The organism is Chryseobacterium sp. Leaf404, from assembly GCF_001424145.1.
In the GTDB taxonomy this organism is placed as follows: domain Bacteria; phylum Bacteroidota; class Bacteroidia; order Flavobacteriales; family Weeksellaceae; genus Chryseobacterium.
Genome location: NZ_LMQM01000001.1, coordinates 643426 through 662380 on the forward strand (window position 1 = coordinate 643426; position 18955 = coordinate 662380).

The window sequence follows — 18955 nt, forward strand, 5'->3', positions numbered from 1 at the left end:
TTCAGTGCTGTAAAGCTGATGATGAGATGTGATGAACGTCATAGATTAAAAAAATCTTTATTTCGCTGGCATATACATTTATTTAATAATTTTGTAACATTAATTTTTTTAAAAAATGGGAGTTATCTTAAAGCCGATTGATGTTGTAGACGATATTACTCAGGAAGATTTTATTGAAAAATATCTAAAACCCAGAAAGCCTGTCGTAATCCGGAATATGGCAAGAAAATGGCCGGCTTACCAAAAGTGGACGATGGATTATGTAAAGGAAGCAGTGGGCGATGTGGAAGTTCCATTATACGACTCAAAAAAGGCAGATCCTGCAGCACCGATTAATACGCCGACTACCAAAATGAAGTTTGCAGATTATATCGATTTAATTCAAAGAGAACCTACGGATCTTAGAATTTTCTTTTTCGATCCTATCAAGCAGGCTAAAAAACTCTTAGAAGATTATATTCCACCTAAAGAATTGATGGGAGGTTTTCTGGATAAATATCCGGGAATGTTTTTCGGAGGAAAAGGCTCAGTTACATTTCTACATTACGATATCGATTTAGCGCATATTTTCCATACCCATTTCAACGGTAGAAAACATGTTTTGCTGTTTGAAAACAAATGGAAAAAAAGGCTTTATAAACTTCCTTACGCTACTTATGCCTTGGAAGACTTTGATATTTCTAATCCTGATTTTGACAAATTTCCTGCGTTGAATGGAGTAGAAGGAATTGAGTGTTTTCTGGAGCACGGTGACACTCTGTTTATGCCAACAGGATGGTGGCACTGGATGAAGTACCTCGACGGAAGTTTCTCTATTTCTCTAAGAGCGTGGGATAAATCATGGGCTGTAAAAGTAAAATCGTTATGGAATCTGACCGTGCAGAGAAAGTTTGATGACGTAATGAAGAAAAATTTCAAAAAGAAATACATGGACTGGAAAGAGCGTAAGGCTGTGGTAATAGCAGAATCAGCCTTAAAAAAAGGTTTACCTAAAAGATAAAAAGTAAAGACGTTTCAGCTGGAACGTCTTTTTTTTATAAAATTTTGTAAATCGGATATTTTCTGAATGTTTTTCCTTCAAAATATTGGGAGTTTTTGTAAATCCAGTCCAATTGTGCATTTCCGTCGTTGTCAAACTCTTTATCTAAATCTTTTTTGGCTTCAAATTTATGTTTTAAATCTTTGTCTTTTTTCAACAGTTCTGCAGCGGTATCTTCAAAAATATAGGCTGAATAATATTCTTTCTGAGATAAAATTCCGTCGAAGAAATTCCAGTTAAAGAAAGAATCTGTGGCTTCCGGTTCAAGTGTTTCAACGAGATATTTAACTCCGGATTGCTGTGTGGAAACAATATAGTCACCTGCCGCGACTGTTACTTTTTTATCTGATTTTTCAACTGTGGTTTCATAATGAAGATAATGTCCTTCAGAGGGATTTTTCACGGTTTTGAAATCATTAATTTTATACGATTCCACCGCGATCGTGCTGTCTTTTGTGATTATTTTCATCTGAATCTGATTGCGTTTCAGTTCTTCAATCACACGGTATTGCGATTGGGGGATCACATAATACTTCGGAATGGTAATGTAGCCCGTAGGAACCGCCGTTGTAAACAGCTTTATCTTTTTTGTGAAAGGTTTGCTTCTGTCATAAAACAGTCTTGGCTTCCCCGAAATATCACTCGGTTTGTATTTTCCTTCATAGCCCTTAAAATCCATTATTGAATATTTCGTAGAATCTATCTTCCAGCGAATGCCATATTGATTTCCTGCCTGATACTGTTGTAAATTGTCGATTCGGAGCTGTTTGATTTTCTTGTAATCTTTATCTAAATTCTGAAGATTGACAAGCATGTATTTGTAGGTAGCGTCCACCCTTTTGTCATAAGGTTTCAGCATGTGGGTTTCCGGCATCGTCGCCATTGTATTGAAAAGTGATGCGTAACCTGTAGAATATCTCGGGGAATCTTCAAAAGCAGCAAAACCAATATCCGGTATATCGCCATGAATGTTGACGTAAGGCGTGCTTTCATAGCCAATTTTTTTTAAATCATTTAAATTTTTAGTTTGAAAATCATTGTAAAAATATTCGCCTAAAAGTTTCCCCAAACGTTCTTTAAAAGTAGAAATATAAGTAAAAGTATACTGATAATCTGCTCCGTTGCTCACATGGTTATCAATAAAAACATCGGGCTTCAGCCACTGGAAAATTTCCTGAAAACTTTTGGCATTTTTAGAATCAGCTTTTATGAAATCTCTGTTGAGGTCTAAGTTTCTGGCATTTCCTCTGAAACCATAATGTTCCGGACCGTTTTGATTTGCTCTTGAAAATGCTCCACGATTCAGCATTCCGCTGATGTTGTAGGCAGAAATTGCGGCCACCACGAAATTTTCAGGAGTTTTAATTTTATTTAAAGCTAAATCCCGCATCAGCATCATGGTAGCATCGATTCCGTCGGGCTCGCCGGCATGAATTCCATTGTTAATGAAAAGTATGGCTTTTTCTTTCCTTAATTTTTCAAAGTCTTTCTCGGGAAAAGGGTTGTAAACCACGACATAGATTGGCTTTCCGTTGTCATCTTCTCCTTTTTTAAGATATTGAATAGTCTTGAAATTTTCTGCAAGATTTTCATAAAAGGCATTCATTTCCTGATATGTCACAGTTGTGTTTCCATTGCCTTTTTCAAAGGGCGTTGGAAATTGATTTTGAGCAAAAATGAGAGATGAAATGAAAAGAATGAGCAGATACTTAGGTTTCATGAATTCGGATTGTAATGTGAATATTATCTCCAGACGCTAAAGTCGTATTTTATAAAGTTTTTTGAGCAGAATTTTTTGATCTTTTCAATACAATCATCATTTGAAAAGTTCTTAACGAAAAATTGTTTTAATTCTTCATTGGATTTTATTCCTTTCATAAATTTAAGTTGAATAGTATTGAATTTATTTATTGTTAGATAGTAATCATAGCTTGATCATCCATTTATTGTATTAACAATATGTCCATATTCGCTGCCAGAGATTGTAATTGTGTTAGATAGACGTACATTAATTAGAATACTCATTTGCTCATTTTTAAATTTATACAATTCAAATTCAATCATTATTAATCATTTCAAAATATATTTCGCATCCACAAAATCCGTCAGCCAAACCCCGTTTTCTGAAAGATAAAAAAGAATTCCGTCTTCAGACATTTCTTTTGTTTTAACGGTTAGAATTACAGGTTTCCCATGGCGCATCCCTACTTTGTTTGCGGTTTCTTTGTCTAAACTTAAATGAACGTGCTGTCTGCTTCTTTTTTCAATGCCATTTTCCAAAATTGAATCAAAATTTGCCTGAGCTGTTCCATGATACAGAAATTCCGGTGGCAGCTGAGGTTTTAAATTTAAATCAATCCCAATCGAATGCCCTTGGTTGGCTCTGATTCTGGTTTTGTCGTCATTAAAAACAAAACGTTTTTTATCATTGGTTTCAACAATTTCATTAAGTTCTTCGAAAGTAAAACCTTGAGTGTCATTGGTTGATTTTGCAATGAGTTCTTCCACATTTGCCCAGCCGTTTTCATCTAAACTTAAACCAATCAATTCAGGATGATGGCGGAGAACATAGCTCAGGAATTTGCTTGTTTTTTTCTTTTGGGAGTCAGTCATGGTTTTATTTTTAAGCCAAATCCACTAACTTTTCAAACAAAATTTTCATCCCCTGAGTTGCTGTTTCTTTCATCACAACAGCTCTCTGCCCGTATCCAAAACCGGTTTCGTTGGGGTTGATAACAATCAGTTGACAGTCATCTTTAATCTCATGCACCAATCCTGCAGCAGGATAGACCTGCAGTGAAGTTCCGATGACTAAAAAAATGTCTGCTTCTTGTGCAAGTTGAGTTGCTTTTTCCATCATGGGAACTTCTTCGCCAAACCAGACAATAAAAGGTCTGAGCTGAGCTCCGTCTTCCGCTTTGTCGCCAATGTTAATGTCATTTTTCTGGTCGTAAATCAGATTTTTATTACTGCACGAGCACGATTTGAAAAGTTCACCATGAAGATGAGTGATGTTTGTAGAACCTGCTCTTTCGTGGAGATCATCGATGTTTTGAGTAATAATCTGTACGTCAAAATGCTTTTCCAGTTCTGCAAGCAATTTGTGGGCTTCGTTGGGTTCTACTTCATGCAGCTGACGGCGTCTTTGATTATAAAAATCCAGAACCAAAGCTCTGTCTTTCCGCCAGCCTTCAGGGCTTGCAACATCTGTGATGCTGTGGTTTTCCCAAAGTCCGTCGCCGTCTCTGAAGGTTTTTATTCCGCTTTCGGCACTGATTCCGGCCCCGCTTAAAATGGTGAGTTTTTTCATCGGTTTTTTAAATCTGATTATTTTCCCTTAAAATATGCAAAAAATCTTTTTTGGCAATCATCCGTGCGCCCAAACTTTCAAGATGAAGTGTGTGGGACTGACAGTCGATCAGGGTTAAAGAATTCTTATTTATGTCCACAAAATTTATAAAACCGGCTTTTGAGGCATTGCTTACTTTGCTGAACATGCTTTCGCCGCAGAAAATATCGCCAATTTTCAAACCGTAAAATCCGCCTACCAGTTCCTCATTTTGCCAAACTTCAATGCTTTTCGCCAAACCATATTTGTGAAATTGCAGAAAAACCTGAATAAGTTCTTCAGAAAGCCACGTCCCATCCTGATCTTTTCTCGCTGTCTGCTGACAGTTCCGGATCACTTCTTCAAAACACTGGTTTTCGGTAAACGTGAAAATGTTTCTGTCTAAAATTTTCTTCATCGACTTTGAAATCTTGATTTCATCAGGAAAAAGCACAAATCTGGGATCCGGGCACCACCAAAGGATTTCCTCATCAGGATTAAACCATGGGAAAATACCATTTTGATAGGCAAACCAAACACGATCTGCAGACAAGTCTCCTCCGTATGCGATGATGCCTTCGTGACCATCGTAAAATTCAGGGTCAGGGAAAGTAATTTCTTTGGGATCAAGTTTTACCATAAGACAAAAAATCCCACTTTTTTGGAAAGCAGGATTGTATGTTGAGTTTTAAAATTCAATTAGAAAGGAAGATCATCGTCTTCTTCTTCAAAAGGGTTTGCGTTGGAAGAAGCTGGCGAAGCAGACTGGCTTGGTGCTGCGTGTGTAGGCTCTGCACTGTTGTTATCCATTACCTTTTCAATTCTCCATCCTGTAATAGAGTTGAAATATTTTGTTTCTCCTTGCGGAGAGACCCATTCTCTGCCTCTGATGTTGATTCCCACTTTTACATTTTCACCTTCAGAAACAGAATCAAGCAAATTGATCTTATCCTGCAAAAATTCTATGTTGATCGGCTGCGGATACTGCTCCTGCGTCAAAATCACCATTTCTCTTTTCTGAAAACCGCTTGCAAAAGACTGAACTTCAGAGATTTTCTTTACCGTACCTTGTAATTCCATATCGTAAATGTTAAAGATGTAAAAGTAATAAAATGAAATGTAAAAATAAAGGCAGAAATAAAATTTTAAAAAAAATAGAAAAAAAGTTTGAAAAGACTTGCAAATACAAATAATTGCCCTATATTTGCACTCACAAAAACGAAAGAAGTTCTTTAAAATATTCAAATAATAACTGCGGATGTGGTGTAATTGGTAGCCACGCCAGACTTAGGATCTGGTGCCGTGAGGCGTGGGGGTTCGAGTCCCTTCATCCGCACAGTTTGCGAAAATAGCTCAGCTGGTAGAGCACAACCTTGCCAAGGTTGGGGTCGCGGGTTCGAGTCCCGTTTTTCGCTCTAATCCACGCCCTGGTGGTGGAATTGGTAGACACGCAGGACTTAAAATCCTGTATCTTCGGATGTACGGGTTCAAGTCCCGTCTGGGGTACTTAAAAAACCTGATAATCATTGATTGTCAGGCTTTTTTGTTTTAGGGTGGCTAATTTGTAAACTGGAGAGAAAAAATTTTCGTTGCGGATCATATTTCTCAGTAATATTTTACTTACAGCTATTCTGTGTAAGTCTTTTTCCATTTAGAAATTGTATTTCTGCTCATTTTAAATTCTCTGGAAACCTGAAGATACCTCAAATTGTTTTTTTCTGATAGTCTATTATCTGTTGAATATCTGCCTCACTGTACGTGCGGTGTTTCTGATTAAAAGTCTCTGCTTCCCTTACTGAGCTTCCGAAAATAATCGTGTTGAGTTTAATAATGTCAAGTGCAGAAAGAACTTCTTTGTCTAATAAATATTTTTTTCAGGATGTTTTAAGTCAAGAACATCACCGATAATTACTTTATAATTGGATCCTGGGTTTTTCATAAATCTAGTGGCGCTGAGAGTAACAACTTTAAATTCTGGATTTTTCCCCTCCAAAATGTATAGATTCTTTATCTCTTTCCACAGAAAATATTGGCTAATTGAAATATCAACTACTTTCTCTTCTTCGAAAATGAAAACAATTTCGTCATTGTAAAAACTCAGACCAAACTTTCTGAAAAATCACACCTCACTGTCAGATTTTCGTGATGGCCTTCCAAAAGCAGTCAGAATCTCATTTTTTGAATTGTGAAGATTAACCTCTTAAGTTTCGTACTTGTTGATGCATTTGTATAAAGTGGTTTTTGGAATTCTGTATTTTTCTATTGCGGATAATTTGGTTAACTGTCCACACTTGATCTGATCCAGAATAAAACTTATCATATCTGAGGTATAAATGTTTTTACGGAAGACGGGCAGTGCCGATTTTTGATAGGCCTGTTTTTTTTTCTGTGGTAGAAGCTGCCACCGGAGCATAAAGTATGAGTTGCTGACTGTAGATTCTTAAGAAATCATATTCCAACAGTTTGCACCATTTCAGCAGAACGTCAGAATTGAGGTCTCTGGAAGAAAGCATGATTTTGATTTCATCTTCTGTACTTGCCATGAAACTACAGATTCTTGCCATCTCTATTTTGTTTTCTCTTATTTTTTGCTCGGTGAGAGAACCCACGTGAATGTTTTTAAAGTCCAAAATTTGTGATTTATAAATTGACTTCAAAGAACGGATATTGTTTTGGGATACTAAAAAAAACAAGGGCTATAGTGAAACTACTTTTATTTAATTATCTGATAAGCAGAAGGTTAAGACTTTTTTCTGCTCACATTTTTAAACCACAGTTCTGTGCTTTCTTCTGTGGGAATATTGAGTTTGGTTCCCAAATTGTGCTTCCTGTTACGAACAGTACTGATGGTTCTGAAGGTTAAACTTGCAATGTCTTTAGTGGTAAAACCTAAGAAAATATAAGAACACAGGGTAAGTTCCGAAACCCGCAGCTTAGAATCAATCTTCAGTAAATTGCTTATTACCTCCGGGTAAACTTCCTGAAAACGGGTAAAAAATTCCGGGCTGTTTTTTTTGGCAAGCTGTATAATTTCCCCGAATGCTTCAATTACTTTTTTCTGCAGCGGGGAGTTTTCTTCTTCTCTAGAATATAGTTTTTTCTTGTCTTCCCTGCTTTTTTTATGATGTTTCACCTTCAGGAACATAAAAATCCCTGCTGAAACCAAAAGAAAGCGGATTATAACGCTGTACAGTTTTGTTTTAGAATTTTTAGAAATTTCCTCATTTTCTTTAATTAGCTTTTTTACCGGGATCTCCTGTATTTTGTTGTTTGCAGAAGTAAGAATGTCATTTATTAAAGTATATTTTTCCAAGGTTCTCAATCGCTTTTCCATCGTTTTGAGACGCTTTATGAGCTTCATACAAAATTTTATGAATGTCTCTTACGTCCTGTGGTTTTTTAATTTTTTACAGATTTCAAGCGCTTCTTCATAATATTGTGCAGATTTTTTAAAATCTTTTTTCTCAGAATAATATCTGCCATAGTTCTTCAGAAGAACAGACTTCTGATAGACAGGAATTTTTCCTGAATTATAAAACTTTTCTCCCAGGTCTAAATAGTATTTTGCCGAATCAAGATTTTTGTGATAAGAAATGAAGTATTTTGCCATTCTTGATGCAGTCTGAGTATTGGGAACGGCGTGATGTGCGTTTTGAATGTCTTTGTAAAACGCTTTGATATTTTTATTTTCCTCATAAATAATACTTCTGAGACCATAAAAATATTGGAGATGGCGGGCATTAGCTTTAGGGTTTCCTTTGGCAATATCTATAGCAATGCTGTAATTTTCAATCGCCTTTTCTTTAAATCCCAAATCGTAATAGTTTCTGCCGTATCCTCCATAAACTCTGATAACCAGATTGTCCAGCTCTTTGCATTTTTCAAGCGCGAGATCGATGTAGTTCATGCTCTCTCGTTCTGTAAATGATTGCTGGACGTATTTGCAGCGAACAGATAGTCTTTGGCAGCGTCTTCTTTGGCGTTTAACCTTTCGTATTCCTGTATTACTTTTTTACACAGATCCAGAGACTCCTGCAGTTTCCCTTTTTTAACATCGGGATTACTTTAAGATTAAAAAGAGAATCGGTCTGCTTTTTAGAATACGATTGAGCTTCAGTCATCAGGACGGCTGAGAGATGTATAAAAATTGTGAAATATGCAGTTTTAGACCAGTACAGAATCCGGTTTTTATTTATGATAAATGTAAAAAGCCAAAAAAACCCGAAGATAAAATCGGGTTCCAGTTTTAATATGTTATAATTGCGCGTTTAAATTATTTTCTCAACATTTCTGTGTGAGGAATTCCATCTTCAAGGTATTTTTTTCCGGTGTCTTCAAATTCAAATTCACCATAAAATTTTAAAAGATAATCCTGTGCCGAAATTCTGATGGTTGAAGTTTTAAAACGGTTTTCAATGGTTTCAACAGCGTACTTTATCAATTGTCTTCCAAGATTTTTACCTCTTGCTTTTTCTGTGGTCAAAACTCTTCCAATGGATGTTTCAGGATATTTTATTCCTTTTTCAAAAATTCTGCAGTTGGCTAATACCTCACCATCTTCTTCAGCCCAAATGTGAATTGCCTTTTGGTCGTAATCATCAAGATCAGGATAAGGGCAGTTCTGTTCTACCACAAAAACGTTGATTCTTGCTTTTATCACAGCATAAAGTTCGGGAACGGTAAATTCTTCGAAAGTTTTTATTTTCCAGACAATATTACTCATCGAAAGTCACGCTGTTGTTAATAAGAAACTCATTGGTCGTCTGGATGAACGTCAGGATTTCTCCACACCCTTCTTTTTTTTCTGCTGACGTCACATAAATTTCCGGCAGATCTGCCCAGGTTTTATGAAGTTCTGTTTTGTAATCTTCAATGTTTTTAACCACCACACTGGGTTTGAGTTTATCCGCTTTTGTGAACACAATCGAAAACGGAACTCCGCTTTCGCCGCACCACTGGATAAATTCCAGATCGATTGCCTGAGGCTTGTGTCTGGAATCTACCAAAACAAAAAGATTTACAAGATTTCTGCGGTTCAGAATGTAGTTGGTAATCAGTTTTTCAAAATCCTTTCTGAGCGTTTTTGAAACTTTAGCATATCCATATCCCGGTAAATCTGTAAGATACCACGTCTCATTCACCAAAAAATGATTGATCAGCTGTGTTTTTCCTGGTGTTCCTGAGGTTTTTGCCAGATCTTTGTGATTCATCATTGCGTTAATCAAAGAAGATTTCCCAACGTTGGATCTTCCGATGAAAGCGTACTCGGGCATTACAGGTTCGGGGCATTCCTGCCATTTACCGCTACTCTTTACAAAATTGGCTGTTTTGATAACCATAATATTATTATCTCTTTTAGAAAAACAAACCACTAAGAACGATCTTAATGGTTGTAATATTTTATTAAACTTTATTCTTTAACCAGCTGTACAGAATTTCGCAAAATTCGTCTGGCTTTTCCATCATTGCTGCATGCCCGCATTTATCAATCCAGAATAAATCTGAGTCAGGAATAAATTTGTTCATATCTATGGCCACATCCGGTGGAGTAACATTGTCCTGCTTTCCCCAGATCAAACATGTAGGTCTTGAGATTTTCGGAAGGTCATTCAGCATATTGTGTTTGATAGCGCTTCTTGCGAGCATCACGGTCTTGATACCTTTCATTCTGTCATTTACAACACTGAAAACTTCGTCTACCAATTCTTCAGACGCCACAGTGGGATCATAAAAAACCTCTTCTGCTTTTTTTCTTATATAAGAACGGTCATTTTTTCTCGGGAAACTGTCACCAAAAGCTCTTTCATACAAACCTGAACTTCCTGTGAGAACTAAATTCTGCACAAGGTCCGGACGGGCAAGGGTAAGAATCAATCCTACATGGCCTCCCATAGAATTACCCACAATAGTTACAGGTTTTCCTATGTTGGTTTCAATAAAGGTGATCACATACTTGGCAATCGTAGTCAGGTTGGTGTTAAGAACCGGAAGGTCATATATAGGAAGCTGGGGAACGTAAACTTTAAAACCTTTTTCAGAAAAAAAGCTTACCATCTTCTCAAAATTGCTGAGACCACCCATAAGACCGTGTAACAGTACTAATGGATGTCCTTCTCCCGCTTCTACAAAGGCGAATTTTTTCTCTTTTTTTGTTTTGAATATCATAAAAATGCTTTAAGAAAGCCTTGCAAAAATACAAATTATACCTCACAAATATTTTGCCAAGCCTAATTTAAAATAAAAATAATATACAACTGCACATTTTGGTGATTTTTTTCTTAAACTCTTTCGTGTGCTTTATCTGTACAAATGCGCAACTCCCAAATTATCAGTCAATAAGGGCGAATAAGAGCCTTTGGGATAAAACTTATTAACATTAAGTCAAAAAGTGGGAAAAAGTGGGAGGTTTTGGAAAAATATTTCTAATTTTGTCCCAAATGAGAAATTTCATTGGAACATACGAGTGCAAAATAGACGATAAAGGCCGTCTCAAAGTACCCTCTTCTTTAATAAAGCAGATGGAGAATTTTGATGACAAAACCTTTGTGGTAAAGCGTTCTGTGTTCCAAAAGTGCCTTGAGGTTTATCCTATGAATGCGTGGGATAAAATGATGGACAAAATTAATAAACTCAATAGATTCAACAAGCAGAATGCTGATTTTATCAGGATGTTTACGGCAGGTGTGAAAACTGTGGAGCTTGATAATGCCGGTAGACTTCAGATTTCTAAAGATCTTACACAGTATTCGGGTCTTCAGAAAGACATCGTAATTACGAGTGCCGGAGAATTGTTTGAAATCTGGGACAAAGAAGCTTACGAAAGTGTAATCTCAACAACCGAAGAAGATTTTGCAAATCTTGCTGAGCAGGTGATGGGTTCTTTTGATGAAGAATAAATTGCTGAAATCTGATTGTAAAAAAATAGAAAAACACAAACTTAACATGTATCATAATCCCGTTTTATTAAAGCAGAGTGTAGACGATTTGGTGACGAATCCGGACGGCGTGTATGTAGACTGTACGTTTGGTGGTGGTGGTCATTCAAGAGAAATTTTGAGCAGACTTTCAGAAAAAGGGAAGCTCTTCAGTTTTGATCAGGATTTGGATGCGCTTAAAAATACAATCGATGATTCAAGATTTACCCTGATCAATCAGAATTTCAGATTTCTTGAAAATTCCTTACTGATGTACGGGATTTCCAAAGTTGACGGGGTTTTGGCAGATCTGGGAGTTTCGTCTCACCAGTTTGACGCTGCTGTTAGAGGTTTTTCTACCAGAAGCAACGCTCCGCTGGATATGAGAATGAATATCATGCAGAGTCTCGATGCTAAAAAAGTAATCAACGATTACGACGAAGAGTCTTTAGCAGATATTTTTTATTACTACGGTGAATTGAGAGAGGCAAGAAAATTAGCCCGCGACATCGTTCACCACAGAAAAAATAAAGTGATTGAAACTACAGAAGATCTTAAAAAGCTGTTTAGTTATCTGCCGCCGCATAAAGTGAATAAATTTTATGCCCAATTGTTTCAGGCCATCAGAATTGAAGTGAATCAGGAGCTGGAAGTTTTAAAAGAAATGCTTATTCAGTCTTACAATGTTTTGAAACAGGATGGAAGACTCGTAGTAATTTCTTATCACTCACTGGAAGACCGTCTGGTAAAAAGATTCCTGAAAAACGGAATGTTTGAAGGTGAGCCCGAACGAGATATCTACGGAAATTATAAGAAAACCTTTGAGCTGGTAAAGAGCAAAGCAATAATTCCTGACGACAGGGAAATTGAAGAAAACTCACGAGCGAGAAGCGCAAAAATGAGAACAGGAATAAAAGTGTAAATGATAAATCATGATTGATAAATGATTTACTAAATCAATAATCATTTATCAATAATCAATTATAAGTTGTGGCAAAAAGAAATACATATAAACCTCAGAAAAAACTCACTTTTATAGATATTGTAAAAGGGAATTTCCTGAACCGTGATGAGGTGAAAGCCCATTACAAGTACTTTCTGCTGCTTTTTGTTCTGATGATGTCGATGATTTACACCAACCATTTAGTCAATCAGAAAATAAAAATTGTAAATGCTTTAAAAGAAGAAACAGAAGAATTCAAATCAAGAAACGCATACGCTCAAAGCAAACTCATCAAAGTAAAAATGGAATCTGAACTCGGCAAAGAAGTCGCTCGCGATTCTCTGATGACACTGGAAAGCCACCCACATAAACTTTTAATAAAACTCGACAGTACTGATGCAGAATCAAAATGAATACGATAAAAAACGTAAGAAAACATTACGTTGGGGCTACCTCTTTGCAGTGGTGGCTTTATGCGTATTTGCACTGTTCCTGGGAAGAATTGTCCTTTTACAGAATACCAACGTTACCGAAATTAAAGAAGATTATATCAACAAAAACTATCGTGAAGCCAAACTGAAAGCGGCAAGAGGAAACCTTTTTGCCTCAGACGGATCTATTTTGGCAACAACGGTAATGAGATATGATATTTATCTCGATTTTAAAACAATGCGCGATACAGTTTACACCAATAATATCGGTGCACTGACGGATTCTTTAAGCAAAATGTTTGGAAAACCAAGAGCGGAATACCGTAAAAGATTTGATGAGCAGCGCATTAAAGGAAAAGAAAACCAATACTACTCTTTGGTAAAAGGTCTAGACTTTGACCAGTACGACAGACTTAGAAAATTCCCGATTTTTAAAAGAGGAAAAAATAAAGGAGGTTTCATTGTAGAAAGAAATTACAAACGCGAACTGGCGACTACCGAAATCGGTTCTGGAACCATCGGTATGGACAACGGGCAGTACACATCCGGTCTTGAAGGTGCTTTTTCTAAATATCTCAGAGGTACTGACGGAAAACGTCTTGAGCAGAGAATCAACTCATCGCAGTGGAAACCAATTGATTACTGGAAGGTGGAAGAACCTGTTGACGGTCAGGATGTTTATACAACTTTGGATCTCAGAATTCAGGATATTGCGCACTCGGCTTTAGAAAAACAGCTCATCAATTTCGAAGCAAAACACGGAACAGTAATCGTTATGGAAGTGGAAACAGGGAAAGTTCGTGCAATGGTCAATCTTCAGCGTGATGAGGCTGGTGAATATGTTGATTCCTACAATTATGCGATAAAAGATAATATTGAACCGGGGTCTACTTTTAAAGTGATTTCCCTTTTGGCAGCAATGGATGATGGTTTTATTGATGAAAAAACAACGGTAAATGTTGGAAGCGGTTCATGGGTTTATGCCAAGCAGAGAATCAATGACGGGCACGGTGGAGGAACTTACGATATCAGTGATGTTCTGGCGAAATCTAGCAACGTGGGAACGGCAAAACTGATTACGCAGTACTACGCAGACAATCCAAAGATATTTCTGGATCATTTAAAAAGATGGAAGCTTTTCGATAAAATGGATATCGAACTTCCTGGGATCACGAAGCCAAAAATACTTACACCTGAACATAAAAGATGGAATGCAGCAACCTTAGCGTCAATAGGTTACGGGTATTCTACCAATATTAACCTTTTGCAGCTGGCAACTTTCTACAACGGTGTTGCTAACAAAGGTAAAATGGTAAAACCGCTGTTTATCGATAAAATTATGCAAAATGGGAAAGTGACTTTCGAAGCCGAACCTCAGATTATGGTAAAAAAAATGGCTTCTGAAAAAGCAATTCAAATGATGACAAGTGCTTTAACCAAAGCCGTTGAAAAAGGAACTGCAAAAAGCATCTTCACACCCAATTTAAGAATGGCAGGAAAAACCGGAACCGCAAGATTTGAATATTGGTTACCTGGTCCAATGAAGTACAGAGCGTCGTTTGCAGGTTTTTATCCGGCAGACAATCCGAAATATACGTGTTACGTCATGATTAGCGAGCCGAATGTTTCTAAAGGATTTTACGGAGGAACAGTTTCTGCGCCGGTTTTTAAGGAAATCGCAGGTAAAACGTTCCTTAAAACACCGCAGAATATTGAAAAAGAAATGCTTGTCGACAAAAAAGTGAACCTGAACAAACTGGTTGAACCGAATGTAAAAGTAGCAGTTAATAATAAACAGATGCCCACCGTTGTCGGTTTAATCGGCAAAAATGTAATTCCTCAACTGGAAAATTTAGGTTATCGGGTGGAATTTAAAGGAGTTGGAAGAATTAAAGAACAGTTTCCGCTCGAAGGCACCATTATCAGTAAGAATCAAAGGATTTATCTGACGTTGCAAAATTAAAAATGACAGCCAGAAGGCAGCGAAGTTGCGTAATGTTGGTAGAGTAAGATAAAGTAAATGAATTAGAGGTGCGAAGCACAGGAATGTAGGTTTATGGAATTAAGCAAATTATTGGAAAGAATCCAAATTCTGGAAACAAAAGGAACTCTTGAAAAAGAGATTTCAGCTTTGGTATTCGACAGCAGAAAAGTTACCGAAAACTCATTGTACATTGCAGTGAGAGGAACGGTTGCGGATGGTCATTCCTACATTGCATCTTCTGTTGAAAAAGGAGCAACTGTAATTGTTTGCGAAGAATTTCCGGATAATTTAGATGAAAATATTACATACATCAAAGTAAAAGATTCATCAAAAACATTAGGTCATTTAGCTTCCAATTTTTATGGAAAACCTTCAGAAAAATTAAAGCTAATCGGAGTTACGGGAACCAATGGGAAAACGTCTGTTTCTACTTTGCTTTTTGATGTTTTCAAAAATTTAGGTTACAATTCGGCTTTACTTTCTACAGTAGAAATCAGAATTGGTGAAAAAGTTATTCCGGCTACACATACAACTCCGGATGTAATTACCATTAATAAAATTTTGGCGCAGGCTGTTGAAGAAGGTTGTGAATTCGCTTTTATGGAAGTAAGTTCACACGGTATTTCTCAAAACAGAATTGAAGGTTTAACCTTTAAAATTGCAGGTTTTACCAATCTTACCCACGATCATTTAGATTATCATAAAACGTTTGATGAATATTTAAAAACGAAAAAAAGATTTTTTGATGAATTAAATGATGAAGCAGTTGTTATCACGAATGTAGATGATAAAAACGGAAATGTGATGCTTCAAAACACCAGAGCAGAGAAGAAATCCTATGCTTTGAAAACGATGGCAGATTACCACGGAAGAACTCTGGAAGTGGATTTCAACGGAATGCTTCTCAATTTCAACGGAAAAGAATTCTGGACGACCTTAACAGGGAAATTCAATGTCTACAATTTGCTTCTTGTTTTCGGAATTGCCTCTGAATTAGGTTTTCAACAGGAAGAAATTCTTCAGGCCATCAGCATTTTGAAAAGAGTTAACGGTAGATTTGAAACTTTCAAATCCGATGGCGGAATTTTCTTCGTCGTAGACTATGCTCATACTCCGGACGCATTGGAAAACGTACTCGACAGCATTAACGAAATCAGAACCAAAAACGAAAGACTCATCACGGTTTTCGGTTGCGGAGGCGACAGAGATCACGCCAAAAGACCAGAAATGGGAAATATTGCGACTAAAAAGTCAACTTTGGCAATCATCACATCAGACAACCCGAGAACAGAAGATCCGGCTACCATCATCAAAGAAATTGAAGCTGGCGTAGAACCTCAGAATTTCAGCAAATACACTTCAATTCCCGACAGAAGAGAAGCGATAAAAATGGCCATAAAATTTGCCGAGCCAAAAGACATCATCGTCGTAGCCGGAAAAGGCCACGAAAATTATCAGGAAATCAATGGTGTAAAACATCATTTTGACGATAAGGAAGTAATTAATGAGCTGTGGAAGCTGATGAGTAAGTAAAATATGTAGCTGATTTCGATAGAATCTTTAGAAATTTTAAAAGTAACATCAGCTTACAAAAAACAATTAAGGAATAAACTTGAAGATTAGTTTTAAATATCAATCATCATTTATCAATCATCAATTATAATAAAATGCTATACTATTTATACGAATACTTAACCAGCCAAGGCATCCACATTCCGGGAATGGGAATGATGAAGTACATCTCTTTCCGTGCAGGAATGGCGGTGTTGCTGTCTTTGTTGATTGCTCTTATTTACGGTAAAAACATCATCAATTACCTGAGAGGAAAACAGATGGGCGAATTGGTTCGTGATTTGGGATTAGACGGGCAGAAACAGAAAGAGGGAACGCCAACCATGGGCGGTTTGATTATCATCATTGCAACTCTGATTCCTGTTTTACTGTTCACAAGAATTACCAATGTGTACATCGTTTTGCTGATTGTTTCGGTAGTCTGGATGGGTGCGATTGGCTTTATTGATGATTATTTAAAGAAAGTAAAGAAAAATAAAGACGGTCTCAGCGGAAAATTTAAAATCGTTGGACAGGTTGGTTTAGGGCTAATCGTTGGAGTTACAATGTACTTTCATCCCGATATTACGGTTAAAAGAAAATATGCGGATGCTAAAGTAGTGAACAGAAATAATGTGGAACAGAATTTTTCACCAACTGAAAAAATCACGGTTTCCACAGTTCCGTTTACCAAAAACAACGAATTCGATTACAGCGGAATATTGTTTTGGATGGATGATGCCGAAGCTCACGAATGGGCATGGATTGTTTTCATCCCGATTGTAATTTTCATTGTAACAGCAGTTTCCAACGGAGCCAATATCACCGATGGAATTGATGGCCTCGCAGCCGGAACGAGTACGATTATCTTACTTGCGCTGGCATTTTTCGCTTACGTTTCAGGGAATATTATTTTTGCGGATTATCTCAACATTATGTTCCTCCCGAATATGGGTGAAACCACCATTTTTGCCGTCGCCATGGTAGGTGCGGTGATTGGGTTTTTCTGGTACAACACCTATCCAGCTCAGGTTTTTATGGGAGACACCGGAAGTTTAATGCTCGGCGGAGTGATTGCAGTTTTGGCGATTATTTTAAGAAAAGAATTAATGATTCCTGTTTTGTGCGGAATCTTTTTAATCGAAAACATATCTGTAATGCTTCAGGTTGTGGTTTTCAAATACAGAAAAAGAAAATTCGGGTTGGAATATGCCCAGAATAACAGATTGTTTAAAATGTCTCCTCTGCATCATCATTATCAGAAAGACGGTTTCCACGAAAGTAAAATTGTCAACAGAATGATTATCATCGGTGTTATGTTAGCAATTGTATGTCTCATTACATTAAAAATGAGATAAAAATTAGCAGACAGTTGTACGCAAAAAGCTATCAGCAAAAAGCAAAAAGCAAGTTTATGAAAATAGTTGTTTTAGGAGGTGGAGAAAGCGGTTGTGGTGCTGCTTATTTGGCTAAAAAGAAAGGTTTGGAAGTGTTTCTTTCAGACAAAGGTGCCATTAAGGATAACTACAAACAGTTTCTGACTGAAAATGAAATTGAATTTGAAGAGGAAAATCACGATGAGGAAAGGATTTTAAATGCAGACTGGATTGTAAAAAGCCCTGGGATTCCCAAGAAGGCTGATATGATTACGAAAATTCATGACAAAGGCATCAGACTGTCTTCGGAAATAGAATTTGCAGCAGAATTTACAGACGCGAAGATCATTGCCATCACCGGAAGCAACGGAAAGACAACAACAACGTCTCTCATTTATCATATCCTTAAAAACGACGGATTAAACGTGGGATTAGGCGGAAATATAGGCTATAGTTTTGCAAAACAGGTGGCCGACGAAAACCATGAATATTATGTTCTGGAAGTAAGCTCTTTCCAGCTCGATGATATTCAGAATTTCAGACCTTACATCTCTTTGCTGTTGAATTTGTCTAAAGATCACCTCGATCAGTACAATTACAACTACGAAGAATATGCTTTGGCGAAATTCAGAATTGCTGAAAATCAGGAGAACGACAATTTTTTCATCTACAATAAAGATGACGAAATGAGCAAAAATATTCTCGAAAAATTTGAGATTAAAGCTAAAATGATTCCGTTTTCTACCAAAGAAAAACTGGCTGAAGGAGGTTTTATTAACGGTGAAAATATTGAGATTAATCTGAAAAACCAGTTCACCATGAAAATTGATGAATTGTCTTTACTGGGAAATCACAATGTTGCCAACAGTTTAGCGGCCTCAATTGCCGGTAAAATATTGGAAATCAATAACGAAAGCATCAGAAATTCACTGATGACTTTTCAGGCGGTAGAGCACAGACTGGAATTTGTAGCAGAAATCGATGGCGTAAAATTCATTAACGACAGCAAGGCAACCAATGTTAACGCCGCTTATTATGCTTTGGAAAGCATGAAAAATCCTACAATCTGGATTGTCGGAGGTGTTGATAAAGGAAATGATTATACAGAAGTTGAAGATTTAGTAAAAAGAAAAGTCAAGGCTATTGTTTGCTTAGGAATTGATAATCAAAAAATTGTAGACTTTTTTAAAGACAAAAAAGAATTTATTTACAGCACTTCAAGTATGGAAGAAGCGGTAAAAACTTCAAAATCATTAGCCAAAAACGGAGATGTGGTCTTACTTTCACCGTGTTGTGCAAGTTTTGACCTCTTTAATAATTATGAAGACAGAGGTCATCAGTTTAAAGAGCAAGTATTAAAAGATTAAAAGCGCCACAGCTCCCTCTCCT

The 18955-nt window shown here is 36.9% G+C and carries 19 protein-coding genes and 3 tRNA genes; 11 read left to right on the forward strand and 11 right to left on the reverse strand.

All coding sequences use genetic code 11. The features are described from left to right. Positions 1-115: 115 nt before the first annotated feature. Positions 116-1000, forward strand: coding sequence for a cupin-like domain-containing protein (locus ASG31_RS03025; protein ID WP_056027750.1), 885 nt, complete (start codon positions 116-118; stop codon positions 998-1000). Positions 1001-1034: 34 nt separating this feature from the next. On the opposite strand, the gene ASG31_RS03030 is transcribed toward ASG31_RS03025, so the two are convergent. The 5 genes from ASG31_RS03030 to ASG31_RS03050 all read right to left on the reverse strand — a co-directional run bounded on the left by ASG31_RS03030 (position 1035) and on the right by ASG31_RS03050 (position 5447). Beyond that, positions 1035-2759 (reverse strand): hypothetical protein, encoded by a 1725-nt coding sequence (locus ASG31_RS03030; protein ID WP_056027752.1) that lies wholly within the window; start codon positions 2757-2759, stop codon positions 1035-1037. 350 nt (positions 2760-3109) lie between these two features. Then, complete coding sequence (locus ASG31_RS03035) at positions 3110-3652, reverse strand: RNA 2'-phosphotransferase (RefSeq protein WP_056027755.1); 543 nt, start codon at positions 3650-3652, stop codon at positions 3110-3112. Positions 3653-3662: 10 nt separating this feature from the next. Continuing rightward, entirely contained in the window at positions 3663-4349 is a 687-nt protein-coding gene (locus ASG31_RS03040) for an SIR2 family NAD-dependent protein deacylase (RefSeq protein ID WP_056027757.1), read from the reverse strand. A 7-nt stretch (positions 4350-4356) separates the two neighbouring features. After that, positions 4357-5007, reverse strand: coding sequence for a leucyl/phenylalanyl-tRNA--protein transferase (gene aat / locus ASG31_RS03045; protein WP_056027759.1), 651 nt, complete (start codon positions 5005-5007; stop codon positions 4357-4359). 59 nt (positions 5008-5066) lie between these two features. Beyond that, positions 5067-5447, reverse strand: coding sequence for a DUF3127 domain-containing protein (locus ASG31_RS03050; protein WP_056027761.1), 381 nt, complete (start codon positions 5445-5447; stop codon positions 5067-5069). Positions 5448-5621: 174 nt separating this feature from the next. Here ASG31_RS03050 and ASG31_RS03055 point away from each other — a divergent pair. The 3 genes from ASG31_RS03055 to ASG31_RS03065 all read left to right on the forward strand — a co-directional run bounded on the left by ASG31_RS03055 (position 5622) and on the right by ASG31_RS03065 (position 5873). Beyond that, positions 5622-5703 (forward strand) — tRNA-Leu (locus tag ASG31_RS03055). 6 nt (positions 5704-5709) lie between these two features. Beyond that, a tRNA-Gly gene (locus tag ASG31_RS03060) sits at positions 5710-5782 on the forward strand. A 9-nt stretch (positions 5783-5791) separates the two neighbouring features. Then, positions 5792-5873, forward strand: a tRNA-Leu gene (locus ASG31_RS03065). A gap of 833 nt (positions 5874-6706) precedes the next feature. On the opposite strand, the gene ASG31_RS18840 is transcribed toward ASG31_RS03065, so the two are convergent. From ASG31_RS18840 to ASG31_RS03095, 6 genes are all read right to left on the reverse strand, one after another. Then, entirely contained in the window at positions 6707-6976 is a 270-nt protein-coding gene (locus tag ASG31_RS18840) for a hypothetical protein (protein WP_241493134.1), read from the reverse strand. 131 nt (positions 6977-7107) lie between these two features. Then, positions 7108-7728, reverse strand: a complete 621-nt coding sequence (locus ASG31_RS03075; protein WP_131725487.1) for a helix-turn-helix transcriptional regulator — start codon at positions 7726-7728, stop codon at positions 7108-7110. A 21-nt stretch (positions 7729-7749) separates the two neighbouring features. Beyond that, positions 7750-8274 carry a hypothetical protein gene (locus tag ASG31_RS03080; protein WP_056027765.1) on the reverse strand — a complete coding sequence of 175 codons (525 nt, stop codon included), beginning with the start codon at positions 8272-8274 and terminating at the stop codon, positions 7750-7752. Positions 8275-8640: 366 nt separating this feature from the next. Continuing rightward, positions 8641-9090, reverse strand: a complete 450-nt coding sequence (locus tag ASG31_RS03085) for a GNAT family N-acetyltransferase (RefSeq protein ID WP_056027767.1) — start codon at positions 9088-9090, stop codon at positions 8641-8643. After that, positions 9083-9706, reverse strand: coding sequence for a ribosome biogenesis GTP-binding protein YihA/YsxC (gene yihA / locus ASG31_RS03090; protein ID WP_056027769.1), 624 nt, complete (start codon positions 9704-9706; stop codon positions 9083-9085). Before yihA ends, ASG31_RS03085 begins: the two co-directional genes overlap by 8 nt. Before the next feature lie 64 nt (positions 9707-9770). Then, on the reverse strand, positions 9771-10532 hold the full coding sequence (locus ASG31_RS03095) for an alpha/beta fold hydrolase (RefSeq protein WP_056027771.1): 762 nt from the start codon (positions 10530-10532) through the stop codon (positions 9771-9773). Between the two features lie 272 nt (positions 10533-10804). Here ASG31_RS03095 and mraZ point away from each other — a divergent pair, with 272 nt between their 5' ends. The 7 genes from mraZ (at position 10805) to murD (ending at position 18933) form a co-directional block, all read left to right on the forward strand. Further along, a complete protein-coding gene (gene mraZ / locus ASG31_RS03100; RefSeq protein ID WP_056027773.1) occupies positions 10805-11263 on the forward strand; it encodes a division/cell wall cluster transcriptional repressor MraZ in 459 nt (152 codons plus the stop codon). A gap of 46 nt (positions 11264-11309) precedes the next feature. Further along, positions 11310-12203: a 16S rRNA (cytosine(1402)-N(4))-methyltransferase RsmH gene (gene rsmH, locus ASG31_RS03105; RefSeq protein ID WP_056028071.1), complete on the forward strand. Its 894-nt coding sequence runs from the start codon at positions 11310-11312 to the stop codon at positions 12201-12203. 68 nt (positions 12204-12271) lie between these two features. Next, a complete protein-coding gene (locus ASG31_RS03110; protein ID WP_056027775.1) occupies positions 12272-12637 on the forward strand; it encodes an FtsL-like putative cell division protein in 366 nt (121 codons plus the stop codon). Then, positions 12621-14618 carry a penicillin-binding transpeptidase domain-containing protein gene (locus tag ASG31_RS03115; RefSeq protein ID WP_056027778.1) on the forward strand — a complete coding sequence of 666 codons (1998 nt, stop codon included), beginning with the start codon at positions 12621-12623 and terminating at the stop codon, positions 14616-14618. The genes ASG31_RS03110 and ASG31_RS03115 overlap by 17 nt, the downstream gene beginning before the upstream one ends. Before the next feature lie 93 nt (positions 14619-14711). Next, the gene (locus tag ASG31_RS03120; RefSeq protein ID WP_056027780.1) at positions 14712-16172 is read left to right on the forward strand and encodes a UDP-N-acetylmuramoyl-L-alanyl-D-glutamate--2,6-diaminopimelate ligase; all 1461 of its coding nucleotides are present in this window, start codon (positions 14712-14714) and stop codon (positions 16170-16172) included. 134 nt (positions 16173-16306) lie between these two features. Then, entirely contained in the window at positions 16307-17548 is a 1242-nt protein-coding gene (gene mraY / locus ASG31_RS03125; protein ID WP_056027781.1) for a phospho-N-acetylmuramoyl-pentapeptide-transferase, read from the forward strand. 56 nt (positions 17549-17604) lie between these two features. After that, positions 17605-18933 (forward strand): UDP-N-acetylmuramoyl-L-alanine--D-glutamate ligase, encoded by a 1329-nt coding sequence (murD, locus tag ASG31_RS03130; RefSeq protein WP_056028075.1) that lies wholly within the window; start codon positions 17605-17607, stop codon positions 18931-18933. The last annotated feature ends 22 nt before the right edge of the window (positions 18934-18955 follow it).